Here is a 12,904-nt window from a genome sequence, read left to right on the forward strand (position 1 = left end):
GAGGGCCCTTTGTTCGGGAAAGCGAAGGGAAGGGGCGGCTCGTGCCGCCCCGTCCGGTCATTCGGCGGGCTGCAGCGTGCCGCCGGAAGGTGCGGTGCGCTCGCGGCCCGGCACCAGCACGGCCCAGACGAACATCAGCGCGGCGACGACGACGACCACGCCGGAGCCGAGGCGGATCCAGTAGAACAGCGCCAGCTGGTCCTGCACGTCCATGTAGCCTTCGCCGAGCACCCGTTGCAGGTGCACCTGGATGACGCCGGCGAAGGTGAGGGCGAAGGTCATCACCATCATCGCCGTGCTCATCAGCCAGCAGCTCGCCATGGAGAGCCACTGGTTGTAGGGGGTCCGGCCGGTCAGCTGCGGCCAGGCATAGGCCATGACGGCGAGGTTGAGCATCACATAGGCGCCGTAGAAGGCGAGGTGCCCGTGCGCCGCCGTCACCTGGGTGCCGTGGGTGTAGTAGTTGACCGAGGAGAGCGTGTGCAGGAAGCCCCACACGCCCGCGCCGAGGAAGGCCATGATCGAGCAGCCGACGGACCATAGCAGCGCGGCTCGGTTGGGGTGCCGGCGCCCGGCCTTCCAGGTCATGGTCACGGTGAAGGCGACCATGGTGAAGAAGGGCGCGACCTCCAGCGTCGAGAACAGCGAGCCGATCCACTGCCAGTAGCCGGGCGCGCCGATCCAGTAATAGTGGTGGCCGGTGCCGAGGATGCCGGAGAAGAGGGCGAGGCCGACGATGACGTAGAGCCACTTCTCCACCACCTCGCGGTCGATGCCGTTGAGCTTGATCATGAGGAAGGCCAGCACCGAGGCCATGATCAGCTCCCACACGCCCTCGACCCACAGGTGGATGACGTACCACCAGTACATCTTGTCGAGCGCGAGGTTCGCCGGGTTGTAGAAGGCGAACAGGAAGAACAGCGCCATACCCCACAGGCCGAAGAGCAGGATGTTCGTCACCACCGTCTTGCGGCCCTTCAGCGCCGTCATGGTGACGTTGAAGAGGAAGATGAGGGCGACGACGACGATGCCGACCTTGATGGCGAAGGGCTGCTCGAGGAACTCGCGCCCCTCGTGGATGCGGAAGAGATAGCCGACGACGGCGATACCGGCGGCGACGAAGAAGAGCCAGAACTGCAGCTTGGCGAGGCCGGTGCTGTAGAGTTCGGTCTCCGTCTCCTCCGGCAGGAGGTAATAGGTCGCGCCCATGAAGCCCATCAGCAGCCACACCACGAGCGCGTTGGTGTGAATCATGCGCACGATGTTGAAGGGCAGCAGCTCGGAGAGCGTGTTGGGCAGCACGTAGATCGTTCCGGCGACGACGCCGAAGCTGACCTGGGCGAGAAAGAGCACGAGGGCGCCGTAGAAATAGATGAGGGCCACCTTCTGGGATTCGTATCGCATTGTCGGCACTCCTCAGCCGGCCTTGTTGGGCGGCCAGTTCTGCGTCTTGATCCGGCCCGTCCATTCGAGGAAATCGGCAAGGTCGTTGAGTTCCTGGTCGCTCAGGTTGAACTGCGGCATCTGGCGCCGGCCCTCGATGCCCGTGGGCTGCGACTGCATCCACGCCTTCAGCATCTCGCGCGCCGTTTCGGGATCCTCCGTGCCGCCCCAGCGGTCCCAGAGGTTCCCGAGCTCGGGGGCGAAATAGGCGCCCTCGCCGAGCAGGGTGTGGCAGTTGATGCAGGAGTGCTTCTCCCACACGTGCTTGCCGCGCGCTACGGCATCCGTCAGCCCCGCCTTGTCGGTCGATGTATTGACCATGAAGTAATGGCTGTGGGCAGTCAGGCCGACGAAGATGACAAAGAAGAACAGCGAGCCGCCATAGAAGACGTTCCTCGCCGCCGATTTGGTGAGGCTGTCAGCCATCACGTGTCCTCTCTCGCTAGATCGGGAGATCAGGCGCGCGGCGTCGCTTGTAGCGGGGACCGCGCACGATCGTTTGGAAACTAGCTTGCGGGACGGCAGGCTCTTTGTGCTGGCACAAGCACCTGGAGCCTTGGCCGGCGGGCGTGATGTCGACGGCGAACTCTGCGGCGTGGCGCCTGCAAGGTGGATCCGACCGCCCGGTGCGGGTTCTCGTCCAGAGGCTTCGGTGTGATGAGGGGTTATGCCCCGGCTTCTGCCGGCGGCTTCAGGCGCAGGCGCATGATGATGTCCTGGTCATGATTGCCGAAGCCGCGCCCGAAGATGTTCAGCCCGCCGGGGTGGCGCGCGTTGTCATCGATGCCGATGCGCATGCGGATGCCATGGTGCATGTCCAGCCCGAGCTGGTCGAGTGAGACGGAGGAGATCTGCACGTCGTTGACCGACGTGCCGTTGCGGTTGATTTGCCAGGTGACGAGCTTGCCGTACTGCGAGCCTTCGAGCTTCCACCATTGGGGGGTATAGACGCCCCTCTTGTCGCCGAAATCGCCCGGCGAGATCCAGCTGCCGACCTTGACGTCGTTGACCCAGAGGCTGATTTCGGACGGCCAGTCAAGGCTGGTGCCCGGCACTTCCGACGACAGCTCCATGATGAATTCGAGGCGGTCGATCTCCGCTCCCAGGACCTTGCCGTTGTTCGGGAACTTGTATTCGAGATAGCCGCGGCTGAACCACACGAGCGAGGCGTTCATCCGCTGCGGGTCGAGGAAGAAGTCGGGCACGTCGAGCACGCCGAGGACGCTGTCCGTCGAGCACAGTCCGCAGGGCGCGGTCACCTGGCAGCCGGTGTAGAGCCCGATCGGCATCGCGACCTCGACGTAATCCTTGCCGGCGAGCGCATCCTGGTCGTCGAGGCGGATGATGATCTCGTCGTAGCGAACGGAGCAGACCTTTTGCTGCCCCTTGGAGGCCTTCCTCGTCTCCGTCTCCAGGAGGCCAGCCCGCTCGAGCACCTGGATATGGGTCGCAACGGTGGACTGTGGCAGGTCGAGTGCCTCGCTGATCTCGTTCACATTGAGCGCGCCGTGCTCGCGCAGGAGCTTGAGAGCGCGCACCCTGGCCGGGGAAGCGAGCGCGCGGATCGTCTCGCCGCTTTCCGACGCGAACAGGGTCAGGAACTTCCTCTTGAAATCGCTCATCGTGCCGTTCTCTCGCCCCGATGGATGGGCGCTATTTTAATCGTAAGTTCGGATATATATCAGGTTCTCGTTGACCAATGCAATTCCTGCGGTGTTAACTCAAAGAAAAAGCCAAATACGGCAGTGGAGGAAACACCCATGCACATGCTGCGCATGCTTTCGCTCGCGTCCGGGCTGCTCCTCGGCGCGAGTGGCTTGACCTTGCAGGCCGAAACGGCGTTCGCCCAGGTTACCGTACCCGGCGTGCCGCGATCCCAGACCATCATCCTCGAGAACCCCGAAGGTACCATCAAGAATCCGGGCTGGTTCAACATCTGGACGCTGAACGCCGGCGGCCAGTTCACGGGCCTGCACCAGCTCGCCCTCGACACCCTCTGGTACATTGATCCCGAGCGGGGTCTCGATGGGCCGTGGGAGAACTCGCTCGCCTCCGAGAAGCCGATCTACAACAGTGACTTCACCGAAATGACGGTGAAGCTGAAGTCCGACATCTACTGGAGCGACGGCGTCGCCTTCACCGCCGACGATGTCGTCTACACCGTCGAGTCGCAGATCAAGAATCCCGGCATGCGCTGGAGCGCGCTGCTTTCGCTCAATGTCGAGAGCGTCTCGGCGCCCGACGCGCACACCGTGCATTTCAAGCTGAAGAAGCCGAACTCGCGCTTCCATGCGCTGTTCACGGTACGCTTCAATGCCATCTGGATCATGCCCAAGCATGTCTTCGAAAAGGCGGGCGACCCGCTGAAGTTCGACTTCAACCCGCCGGTTTCGCTGGGCGCCTACAAGCTGCACAGCTTCGACCCGAACGGCAAATGGTACATCTGGCAGAAGCGCGATGACTGGCAGCGCACGACGCTTGGCCGCTACGGCGAGCCCGGCCCCACCTATGCCGCCTATGTCGATCCCGGCCCGCCGGACAAGCGCGTCATCGCCCAGCTCAACCACAACCTCGACGTGGTGCACGACATCGCGCCTGAAGGCATGTTCACGCTCACCAAGCAGTCGGACAGCCTGAAGACCTGGTTCAAGAATTTCCCCTTCGCGCATCCCGATCCGACGCTGCCGTCAGTGATCTTCAATATGCAGAATCCCGCCTTCCAGAACCGTGACGTGCGCTGGGCGCTGGCGATGCTCATCGACATCAAGGCGGTTTCCATGGCGGCCTACCGGGGTGCGGCGACGCTGTCGCCGATCGCCATCCCGCCGACGGGCACCCATCCCGAGGATTATCACGTTCCCCTGCGGGACTGGCTGGCGTCGTTCGAGCTCGATACCGGCAAGCGCAAGATCCGCCCCTATGATCCGACCATCGGCGCGCAGATCGCCGATATGCTTCGGCCGAGCATGGGGGACCAGATCCCCACGGATCCGGCCGAGATCGACAGGGCCTTCGGCTACGGCTGGTGGAAGGCCGATCCGCAGGCGGCAGCGGAACTCCTACAGAAGGCGGGTTTCACCAAGCGGGGCAACAGCTGGTACATGCCCGACGGCAAGCCCTTCTCCGTCAAGGTGATGGTCGAGGGTGAGACGCGCCCCATCCTGACGCGGGCCGGCACCATGATCGTCCAGCAATGGCGCCAGTTCGGCATCGATGCCAAGACCGAGGTTGCGCAGGGCACCATGCTCGACCGCCGCAACACGGGCGACTTCGAGATCCTGATCTCTTGGAGTGTCGAAACCTACGGAGGCCACCCCGATTTGTCGTTTTTCCTGGACAGCTGGCATTCCCAGTTCGTCGCGCCGGCCGGCAAGACCCAGTCGCCGCGCAACTGGCAGCGCTGGGCGAGTCCCGAACTTGACAGGATCATCGAGGCGGTGCGCCGGATTGATTTCGACGATCCCCGCACCGTCGAGCTTGGCCGTGAGTACGTGAAGCTCATGGTGCGCGAGATGCCGATCATCCCGCTCATGGCCTACAACGTCTTCACGGCCATGGACGAGACCTACTGGACCGGCTACCCGACGGCGGAGGACCCATACGCCAATCCCGTCCCCAACTGGGGCAACTCACGCGCCATGATGGTCAGGCTGAAGCCGACCGGCAAGTGACGGCAAGCGGGACGGGCCAGCGCCCGTCCCGGACAGCGCCGAGGGATGGTCCATGAAGCCTTACCTGACCTATCTGTCGAAACGTCTGCTGCAGTTCGCCGTCGTGGTCTTCGTGGGCATCAACATCGCCTACGTCGTGACCCACAGCACGCCGATCAACCCGGTCGAGCAGACAATCTCGGCGGCGACCGCTTACGGCAGCACGAGCCCTGAAGCCATCGAGATGATGCGCCGCTCGCTCAGCGAGCTCTACGGGCTCGAGGGCTCGCCGTGGCAGCAGTATCTGTCGTTCTGGCAGCGGGTGCTGGTGGGTGATTTCGGGCCATCCCTCTCGGCCTTTCCCACGCCGGTCTCGGAACTCATCCTGCGGGCGCTGCCCTGGACGGTCGGGCTGCTGCTCGTATCGACCTTGCTCACCTGGTTCCTCGGCAACCTGCTTGGCGGTCTTGCCGGCTACTATCGCGAGAACCGCGTCCTGAGGGCCTTCGGCGTCGTCACCGCGGGGCTGCACCCTGTTCCCTACTACGTCGTGGCCTTCGTGATGCTGCTCGTCTTCGGCTATCTGTGGCCGATCCTCCCGATCAGCGGCGGGGCCTCGATGGCGGCCGACCGCACCGACGTCGTCGGCTTCGCGCTCGACGTCGTCATTCATTCCATCCTGCCCGTGCTCTCGCTCATGGCAGCCGGCATCGGCGGATGGTTCATGGGCATGCGCTCGCTGGTCTCCAACATCGTTACGGAAGATTACGTCACCTATGCGGAACTTGCCGGCGTCCGGCGCGGCAAGATCCTGCGGCACTACGTGATGCGCAATGCCATCGGCCCCCAAGTCACCGGCCTTGCCCTCCAGCTCGGCGCCATCTTCAACGGCGCGATCATCACGGAGCAGGTCTTCGGCTATCCCGGCATCGGCTCGCTCCTCATCAGCGCGGTCCATGCCGGCGACTACAGCCTCGTTCTCGGCATCACGACCATCTCGATCCTTGGCGTGTCAACCATGGTCCTCCTGATCGACCTCCTCTATCCCCTGATCGATCCGCGCGTGGAGGCAGCCTGATGAACACGCTGAAGGTCCTGCGCGACCTGTTCTACTACAACAAGGAATTCGCTACCGGGCTGCTGCTCATCCTCATCGTCGTGGCGGTCGCCGCGAGTTCCTTCTTCTCGCCCTATCCGCCGCTCGACGTCTATGTTGTGCCGCCGGACCTGCCGCCATCATGGCAACATCCGTTCGGCACCACCTCACGCGGCCAAGACGTCTTCTGGCAGTTGACCTTCGCCATCCGCAACACGCTGCTGTTCGGCATCGTGGTGGCCGTCATCAGCCGCGTCATCTCGCTATGCGTCGGCCTCGTCTCCGGCTATCGCGGCGGCTGGGTCGACCGGGTGCTCATGTCGCTCAACGACACATTCGTCGTCATCCCGCTCTTCCCGATCCTTGTCCTCTTCTACTTCATCATGCGCGACCAGATGACCTGGGGCCTGCTCGCGCTGATCGTCGCCCTGCTTGGCTGGGCATATGACGCGCGCCTCACCCGCTCTATCGCCATGAGCCTGCGCACGCGCGAATTCACGCGCCAGGCGGTGTTCTCGGGCATGGGCACCGGCCGGATCGTCTGGCAGGAGCATCTGCCGTTCGTGCTGCCGATCGTCTTCTCGACCACGCTCAACAACATCAACTGGTCGATCGGCATCGAGGTGACGCTGTCGGTGCTCGGCTTCACCGACATCAACACCCCGACCATCGGCGGTATGATCTACTGGGCCAACCAGCACACGGCGCTCGTGTCCGGCATCTGGTGGTGGGTGGCTTTTCCCATCGCCTTCGTGGTGCTGCTCTTCATCGGGCTGTTCCTGCTGGCCATCTCGATGAACGAATACATCGATCCGCGCAGCCGCCTCAGCCGCCTGGGAGGCCAGGCATGACCCTGCTGCACCCTGCGGCCGCATCCGCCGCTGCCGAGGACGACGCGGCAATCCCGCTCCTGTCGGTCGACCGCCTCAAGGCCTATTACCGACTCAAGCTCTTCGGCATCGACCGCGAGGTGCGGGCCGTCGATGATGTCACCTTCGCCATCGGCCGCAATGAGATCTATGGGCTCGCTGGCGAGTCAAGCTCCGGCAAGAGCACGCTGATCAAGACCATCGCCGGCGCCATCCGCCCGCCGCTGGCGGTCGAGACGGGGTCGGTGTGCTTCAATTTTTCCGACGGAACGCGCGACATCTATCGCCTCACCCCGCGCGAACTGGGCGAGATCCGCTGGAAGCGCCTATCCTACATCATGCAGGGCTCGATGAGCGTGCTGAACCCGGTACGGCGGATCCGGCACTCCTTCACCGATTTCGCCTTGCCGCACGTGCCCGAGAAGGGGGCAGCCTTTGCCGAGCGCATCGGGCGTCACCTCGAGCGCCTGCATCTCGAAAGATCGGTGCTCGACGCCTATCCGCACGAGCTGTCGGGAGGCATGCGCCAGCGGGTTGCGATCGCACTGGCCACGGTCTGCGGGCCGGAGTTCATCATCGCCGACGAGCCGACCACGGCGCTCGACGTCATCGTGCAGAAGGGCGTCCTTGCAATGCTTCGGGGCATCCAGCGCGAGCTCGGCTCCTCGGTCCTGTTCGTCACACACGACATGGCCGTGCACGCCAACCTGACGGATCGGCTCGGCATCATGTATGCTGGCCGGCTAGTGGAGGAGGGGCGCACGCGCGATCTCTTCCGCCAGCCGCTGCATCCTTATACCCGTCACCTCATTTCGAGCCTGCCGCAGATCGGCGACGACACGCCGAAGAAGGGACTGGAAGGCTCGCCGCCCAATCTCGCCGCGCCGCCGAGCGGTTGCCGGTTCCACCCGCGCTGCCCACTGGCGATCGACATCTGCCGCCGGGAGGCGCCGCCCATGGTTGCCGTCGCCCCGGGCCGCCGGGTGGCCTGCCACGTCGTCACGGCATCGCCCGATGCCGTGGCACCCGCGATGGAGGAGGTACGCCCGTGAAGCCGAACCTTCTCGATGTCGACAATGTCAGCAAGACCTTCGCCGGCCGCGGGCTGTTCTCGCGCCGCATGAAGCGCGCGGTGCGCAACGTCAGCTTCTCGCTGGATGCCGACCGGCCCGAAGTCTTCACCATCATCGGCGAATCCGGCAGCGGCAAGTCGACGCTCGCCAGCATGATCCTGAACACGGCCCGGCCCACCGGCGGGAGCATCCGCTTCGAGGGGCGCGACCTTGCCCACATCCGCAGCCGGCGCGACCGGGTGGCCTTCATGAGCCGCGTCCAGGCAATCTTCCAGAACCCGTTCGACGCCTTCAACCCGCTGAAGCCCGTCGACCGCTATCTCTACACCGCCGCCGAGGTCTTCTCCGGCTGCCGCACGAAGGAGGCGCGCGAGACGCGTGTGGACGACGCGCTGCACAAGGTGGGCCTGTCGCTCGCGGAGGTCAGCGGCCGCTTTCCGCACGAGATGTCGGGCGGGCAGCTGCAGCGCATCGCCATCGCCCGTGCGCTCGTGTCCAGCCCCTCGCTGATCGTGGCGGACGAGCCGGTTTCGATGATCGACGCCTCGCTGCGCATGACCGTGATCAACCTCTTCCGCATGCTGAGGGACGATCTCGGGGTGTCGATCATCTACATCACCCACGACCTCGCCACCGCCTATTACATCAGCGACCGCCTCATCATCATGCAGACCGGCGAGGTGGTGGAAGCCGGCGATGCGCGACAGGTCCTCGCCGCCCCCCGACATCCGTATTCGATCCGGCTGCGCGAGGCCGTCCTGTCCGTCGACGGCGCATGGCGCGGAACGGGGCTCGACGCCGAGGCCATCCAGCCTTCCTTGCGCTGAACATTCACTCCTGCCGATCCCTGGAGCCATCATGAAAGAAGCTCACGTCATCGTCGATCGCGACTTCGTCATCGGGGACACCGATCCCCGCCTGTTCGGTGCTTTCGTCGAGCACCTCGGGCGCTGCGTCTACGGCGGCATCTACGAACCAGGCCACCCCACGGCGGACGAGCGTGGCTTCCGCGGCGACGTGCTCGCCCTCGTGCGGGAGCTCGCGCCGACGATCATCCGCTATCCGGGCGGCAATTTCGTCTCGGGCTACAATTGGGAGGACGGGGTCGGGCCCGTCGAGAAGCGGCCGCGCCGGCTCGACCTCGCCTGGATGTCGACCGAGCCCAATACCTTCGGCACCAACGAGTTCATGGACTGGTGCCGGGCTGCGGACGTCGAGCCGATGCTCGCCGTCAATCTCGGCACCCGCGGCCCGGACGATGCCCGTCGACTCCTCGAATACTGCAACTTCCCCGGTGGAACGGAACTATCGGACCTCAGGCGTGCCCATGGCTGGGAGAAGCCGCACGGTGTGAAGTTCTGGTGTCTCGGCAACGAGATGGACGGCCCCTGGCAGATGGAGATGAAGACGGCGACGGAATACGGCCGCATCGCCACCGAGGCAGCCAAGCTGATGAAGTGGATCGACCCCACGATCGAGCTTGCCGCCTGCGGCTCCTCCTCGCGCAACATGCCAACCTTCGGCAGCTGGGAGGACACGGTGCTGGAGCATTGCTTCGACCATGTCGAATTCATCTCGCTCCACACCTATCTCAACAACTACGCCGACGACACGCCGTCCTTCCTCGCGAGTGCGGACCTGATGGACAGCTTCATCGAGGAGGTGGTCGCCATCGCCGATGCGGTGGCCGCCCGACGCCGTTCCGCCAAGCGCATCATGCTGAGCTTCGACGAGTGGAACGTCTGGTACCGCACCCGCCGCAAGAACGAGGGGCGCACCAAGCTCGGCTGGCCGGTGGCCCCGCCGATCCTCGAGGAGGTGTATGACATGCAGGATGCGCTCGCCTTCGGCGGCGCCTGCCTGTCGCTGCTCAACCACGCCGACCGCGTGAAGAGCGCTTGCCTCGCGCAACTCGTCAATGCCATCGCCCCGATCATGACCGAGACGGGCGGGCCAGCGTGGCGACAGTCGATCTTCTATCCCTTCCGTGACATGAGCAGGTTCGGGCGCGGGCGCGTGCTTCAGACCCGCGTGTCATCGCCGGTCTATACCACCGTCTACTACGATCCGCGCGGCACGTCCGAGCTGAGCTTTCCGATGCCGGATGTCCCCTATCTAAAGCTCGCTGTCGTCGACAACCTCGACGAGGGCACCGTGACTCTCTTCGCCCTCAACCGGAATCTCACGGAAACGCTTACAGTCGAAACACAGGTTCGCGGGTTCGGCGCGCTCTCACTGGGCGAGGCCCACGAGCTGCACCACGGCGATCTCAAGGCGACGAACACGAAGGACCGTCCGGACGAGATCAAGCCCGCATCTCTCGAAGGCGTCGAGATCACGGGGGATCGCGTGCGGGTGCGACTGGCGCCGGCGTCCTGGAATGTCATCCGACTCTCGGCCCGAGGGAACTGATCGCGGCCGGCGCTTGTCCGCCGGAGGACGAGCACCTCAGCCGCTTCTCAGGCGGCAAGGAGAAGCGGGATGAGGCCGGCGAGGACGGCAAGGCCCGTCACGCCCCAGAGCCAGGCCATGACGAGGCCGCGCCAGAGCCGTGGCGCGCGCTGCAGTTCGAGGAAGTCAAGCACGATGAGCCGACCCTTGGCGAGAGCGAGGCCGAGTACGACGAGGCCCGCGAGCCAGGGCGCGGCGGTGGCTGGCAGGCCTACTGCGATCGTTGCGAGCGTCAGGACGACGAGGACGAGCCAGATGCGGACGGGCGAGGAGCGCATCACTGTCATCCGGCGAGATAGACGAGAGGGTAGAGGACGACCCAGACGAGGTCGACCATGTGCCAGAAGGCGGTGCCGGTGCGCAGGTCCGCATCGGTCACCGCGACCGCGGCGAGGATGACCATGCCGAGCAAAACGTGCAGCAGATGGAAGCCGGTGACGAGGAAATAGAGCGTGAAGAAGCGGTCGGTCTCGATGCCGATGCCGGCCGCCAATTTCGCCTGATACTCGATTAGCTTCACGATGACGAAGAGACCGCCGAGGATAATCGCGCCGGCGACATGAAGGCGCGCGGTACGCCGGCGCCCCGCATCGGCTGCGTCGACGGCCATCGCGGCGAGGAAGCCGCTCGTGACGAGGACGAGCGTGTTGATACCGCCGAGGAGGGGATCGAGGCGAGCGCGGCCGGCGGCGAACAGGTCCGGTTCGAGCGCGCCCGCGATGCCGAAGGCGACGATGAGGGCGCCGAAGACGGCGAGTTCGCTCGCGATCAGAACCCACATCATGGGATGGCCAGGCAGGCCCGCAAGAGGCCCCCAGCCCGCTTCCGGCAAGGCTGTCGCGGCATGCTCCTCGACGTCCAGCTGCGTCATTGCTCCGGTTCCTCCGTCCGGATGGTTGGTAGACGCTCGCTGCGCGCCGGCTCGTTGCGCTGGGACAAAAACCGGCCGTGCGCGCCGGGGCATGATGGTGCCGTCGCATCGAGCAAACGGGGTGAACATCGCATGAGCGAGGCGCAGATCGGCCTGACGGTGGCCGCTCCCCTCATCGTCATCTTCGCCCTCGCGCTCCATCGCATGGGCGCCCTGCGCGGCGGCGCGACGCTCGCGGCTGTGGCGGCCTCGGTCGCCATCGCCGTGATGCTCTTCGTAACGCAATGATGCGGCATGCATCCGGGAACGACGCCATGACCATCGAGGCGAGCGACTATGTGGACGAGGTGATGCGCCGCTGGCCGGCGACCATCCGGGCCTTTCTCGAACAGCGCATGCATTGCGTCGGCTGCCCGATCGGCTGCTTCCACACGGTCGAGGAGGCCTGCCGCGAGCATGGCGTCGAGCTGCCGGTCTTCCTCGCCGCACTGCGTGCGCTCGCGGCCGAGCCGTGCAGAGAGAGCTGCGGCTGCGCGTCCTAAGCGTTCAGGCGGAGGCGCCGGGGCTGCTTTCGGCGAGGATGAAGAGCTGGTGCGGCTCGCGCACCACGATGCGCTGGCGTCCGCCCTCGACGAGGCCGCGCTCCTCCCAGGCGCTGAGGATGCGGCTCACCGTGTGCAGGGTCGTGCCGGTCATCTCGGCCACGTCCTGCCGGGTGATGGGAAAGGCGATCTCCACGCCCTTGTCGAGCTTGCGGCCGGCTTGCTGCACGAGGCGCAGCAGGGCATGGGCGACGCGCTGCTCCACCTGACGGGTCGACATCTCGACGACACGGGTGTGTGCTTCCTGCAGGCGGCCGCCGATGGCGTGCATGGCGCGGCTCGCCAGCGCCGGCCAGCGGGCGATCAGTTCGGGCCAGACGGCCGAGGGCCAGACCAGCACGACGCTGTCGATGACGGCTGATGCGGTTGCCGGATAGGTCTTGCAGCCGATGGCGCATGCGACGCCGAAGATCTCGCCCGGCACCACGAAGCGTACGACGACCTGCTGCCCGTCCGGTGTCAGCTTCATGACACGCAGGTGGCCGTGGACGAGGACGAAAAAGGAATGTGCCGCCTCGCCCTGGGCGAAGACCGGGCGCCCCTTGGCGACGCGGATTGCCTTCGCGTCGCGCAGCATGTCCTCATGCTCGGCCCGCGAGAGACCGGCAAAGAGCGGCACGTCCGCAATCACTGATGGGTCGACGCTCGTCATAGCATGCTCCATTCCGGGGCCGCCGCGGAGGAGGCGCGGCTCCGTCATCGTCAGGCTAAAGCGCCCTGGACAGGCAGAGTCTTTGTCATGGATCAAATCGGGCCGGGCGGCTTGGCGGATATCATCGCTGCAACTCGCGGCAGCACCCGGCAGCGTCACGGCCGCCGATCTGCCCCCCGCGCCCTTCCTCCTGACGA

14 protein-coding genes are annotated in these 12,904 nt (G+C 65.2%); 8 read left to right on the plus strand and 6 right to left on the minus strand.

The features are described 5' to 3' along the window. Positions 1-57 precede the first annotated feature (57 nt). The 3 genes from P2T65_RS05055 to P2T65_RS05065 form a co-directional block, all read right to left on the minus strand. Positions 58-1,404: a cbb3-type cytochrome c oxidase subunit I gene (locus tag P2T65_RS05055; protein WP_055458690.1), complete on the minus strand. Its 1,347-nt coding sequence runs from the start codon at positions 1,402-1,404 to the stop codon at positions 58-60. A gap of 12 nt (positions 1,405-1,416) precedes the next feature. After that, positions 1,417-1,869, minus strand: coding sequence for a cytochrome c (locus P2T65_RS05060; RefSeq protein WP_055458689.1), 453 nt, complete (start codon positions 1,867-1,869; stop codon positions 1,417-1,419). Positions 1,870-2,108: 239 nt separating this feature from the next. Then, positions 2,109-3,065 carry a metalloregulator ArsR/SmtB family transcription factor gene (locus tag P2T65_RS05065; protein WP_055458688.1) on the minus strand — a complete coding sequence of 319 codons (957 nt, stop codon included), beginning with the start codon at positions 3,063-3,065 and terminating at the stop codon, positions 2,109-2,111. A gap of 144 nt (positions 3,066-3,209) precedes the next feature. On the opposite strand from P2T65_RS05065, the gene P2T65_RS05070 reads away from it, so the two are divergent. The 6 genes from P2T65_RS05070 to P2T65_RS05095 are packed head-to-tail and all read left to right on the plus strand — an operon-like array spanning position 3,210 to position 10,543. Beyond that, complete coding sequence (locus P2T65_RS05070) at positions 3,210-5,114, plus strand: ABC transporter substrate-binding protein (RefSeq protein WP_063189056.1); 1,905 nt, start codon at positions 3,210-3,212, stop codon at positions 5,112-5,114. 52 nt (positions 5,115-5,166) lie between these two features. Then, the gene (locus P2T65_RS05075; RefSeq protein ID WP_276199337.1) at positions 5,167-6,171 is read left to right on the plus strand and encodes an ABC transporter permease; all 1,005 of its coding nucleotides are present in this window, start codon (positions 5,167-5,169) and stop codon (positions 6,169-6,171) included. Continuing rightward, on the plus strand, positions 6,171-7,040 hold the full coding sequence (locus tag P2T65_RS05080; RefSeq protein WP_276199338.1) for an ABC transporter permease: 870 nt from the start codon (positions 6,171-6,173) through the stop codon (positions 7,038-7,040). Before P2T65_RS05075 ends, P2T65_RS05080 begins: the two co-directional genes overlap by 1 nt. Next, entirely contained in the window at positions 7,037-8,110 is a 1,074-nt protein-coding gene (locus P2T65_RS05085; protein WP_063188868.1) for an ABC transporter ATP-binding protein, read from the plus strand. The genes P2T65_RS05080 and P2T65_RS05085 overlap by 4 nt, the downstream gene beginning before the upstream one ends. Then, complete coding sequence (locus P2T65_RS05090) at positions 8,107-8,958, plus strand: ABC transporter ATP-binding protein (protein ID WP_055458684.1); 852 nt, start codon at positions 8,107-8,109, stop codon at positions 8,956-8,958. The genes P2T65_RS05085 and P2T65_RS05090 overlap by 4 nt, the downstream gene beginning before the upstream one ends. 31 nt (positions 8,959-8,989) lie before the next feature. Then, positions 8,990-10,543 (plus strand): alpha-N-arabinofuranosidase, encoded by a 1,554-nt coding sequence (locus P2T65_RS05095; protein WP_055458683.1) that lies wholly within the window; start codon positions 8,990-8,992, stop codon positions 10,541-10,543. Between the two features lie 47 nt (positions 10,544-10,590). On the opposite strand, the gene P2T65_RS05100 is transcribed toward P2T65_RS05095, so the two are convergent. Together P2T65_RS05100 and P2T65_RS05105 are read right to left on the minus strand one after the other, a co-directional pair. Then, positions 10,591-10,860: a cytochrome C oxidase subunit IV family protein gene (locus tag P2T65_RS05100; RefSeq protein WP_055458682.1), complete on the minus strand. Its 270-nt coding sequence runs from the start codon at positions 10,858-10,860 to the stop codon at positions 10,591-10,593. Positions 10,861-10,865: 5 nt separating this feature from the next. Further along, the gene (locus P2T65_RS05105; protein WP_055458681.1) at positions 10,866-11,453 is read right to left on the minus strand and encodes a cytochrome c oxidase subunit 3; all 588 of its coding nucleotides are present in this window, start codon (positions 11,451-11,453) and stop codon (positions 10,866-10,868) included. 132 nt (positions 11,454-11,585) lie between these two features. Here P2T65_RS05105 and P2T65_RS05110 point away from each other — a divergent pair, with 132 nt between their 5' ends. After that, complete coding sequence (locus tag P2T65_RS05110; protein ID WP_096335257.1) at positions 11,586-11,741, plus strand: hypothetical protein; 156 nt, start codon at positions 11,586-11,588, stop codon at positions 11,739-11,741. A gap of 26 nt (positions 11,742-11,767) precedes the next feature. Then, positions 11,768-11,995: a DUF1858 domain-containing protein gene (locus P2T65_RS05115; RefSeq protein WP_276199339.1), complete on the plus strand. Its 228-nt coding sequence runs from the start codon at positions 11,768-11,770 to the stop codon at positions 11,993-11,995. A gap of 4 nt (positions 11,996-11,999) precedes the next feature. On the opposite strand, the gene P2T65_RS05120 is transcribed toward P2T65_RS05115, so the two are convergent. Then, on the minus strand, positions 12,000-12,707 hold the full coding sequence (locus P2T65_RS05120; protein ID WP_055458680.1) for a Crp/Fnr family transcriptional regulator: 708 nt from the start codon (positions 12,705-12,707) through the stop codon (positions 12,000-12,002). Positions 12,708-12,904 lie beyond the last annotated feature (197 nt).

The sequence above is a fragment of the Chelatococcus sp. XZ-Ab1 genome (genome assembly GCF_029309855.1).
In the GTDB taxonomy this organism is placed as follows: Bacteria; Pseudomonadota; Alphaproteobacteria; order Rhizobiales; family Beijerinckiaceae; genus Chelatococcus_A; species Chelatococcus_A sambhunathii.

Excerpts from the sequence above, each read along its gene's own strand:
- P2T65_RS05085 (WP_063188868.1), top strand. The coding sequence starts at position 7,037 with ATGACCCTGCTGCACCCTGCGGCCGCATCCGCCGCTGCCGAGGACGAC.
- P2T65_RS05080 (WP_276199338.1), top strand. The coding sequence starts at position 6,171 with ATGAACACGCTGAAGGTCCTGCGCGACCTGTTCTACTACAACAAGGAA.
- P2T65_RS05065 (WP_055458688.1), bottom strand. The coding sequence starts at position 3,065 with ATGAGCGATTTCAAGAGGAAGTTCCTGACCCTGTTCGCGTCGGAAAGC.
- P2T65_RS05120 (WP_055458680.1), bottom strand. The coding sequence starts at position 12,707 with ATGACGAGCGTCGACCCATCAGTGATTGCGGACGTGCCGCTCTTTGCC.
- P2T65_RS05100 (WP_055458682.1), bottom strand. The coding sequence starts at position 10,860 with ATGCGCTCCTCGCCCGTCCGCATCTGGCTCGTCCTCGTCGTCCTGACG.
- P2T65_RS05055 (WP_055458690.1), bottom strand. The coding sequence starts at position 1,404 with ATGCGATACGAATCCCAGAAGGTGGCCCTCATCTATTTCTACGGCGCC.
- P2T65_RS05075 (WP_276199337.1), top strand. The coding sequence starts at position 5,167 with ATGAAGCCTTACCTGACCTATCTGTCGAAACGTCTGCTGCAGTTCGCC.
- P2T65_RS05095 (WP_055458683.1), top strand. The coding sequence starts at position 8,990 with ATGAAAGAAGCTCACGTCATCGTCGATCGCGACTTCGTCATCGGGGAC.
- P2T65_RS05070 (WP_063189056.1), top strand. The coding sequence starts at position 3,210 with ATGCTGCGCATGCTTTCGCTCGCGTCCGGGCTGCTCCTCGGCGCGAGT.
- P2T65_RS05110 (WP_096335257.1), top strand. The coding sequence starts at position 11,586 with ATGAGCGAGGCGCAGATCGGCCTGACGGTGGCCGCTCCCCTCATCGTC.
- P2T65_RS05060 (WP_055458689.1), bottom strand. The coding sequence starts at position 1,869 with ATGGCTGACAGCCTCACCAAATCGGCGGCGAGGAACGTCTTCTATGGC.
- P2T65_RS05115 (WP_276199339.1), top strand. The coding sequence starts at position 11,768 with ATGACCATCGAGGCGAGCGACTATGTGGACGAGGTGATGCGCCGCTGG.
- P2T65_RS05105 (WP_055458681.1), bottom strand. The coding sequence starts at position 11,453 with ATGACGCAGCTGGACGTCGAGGAGCATGCCGCGACAGCCTTGCCGGAA.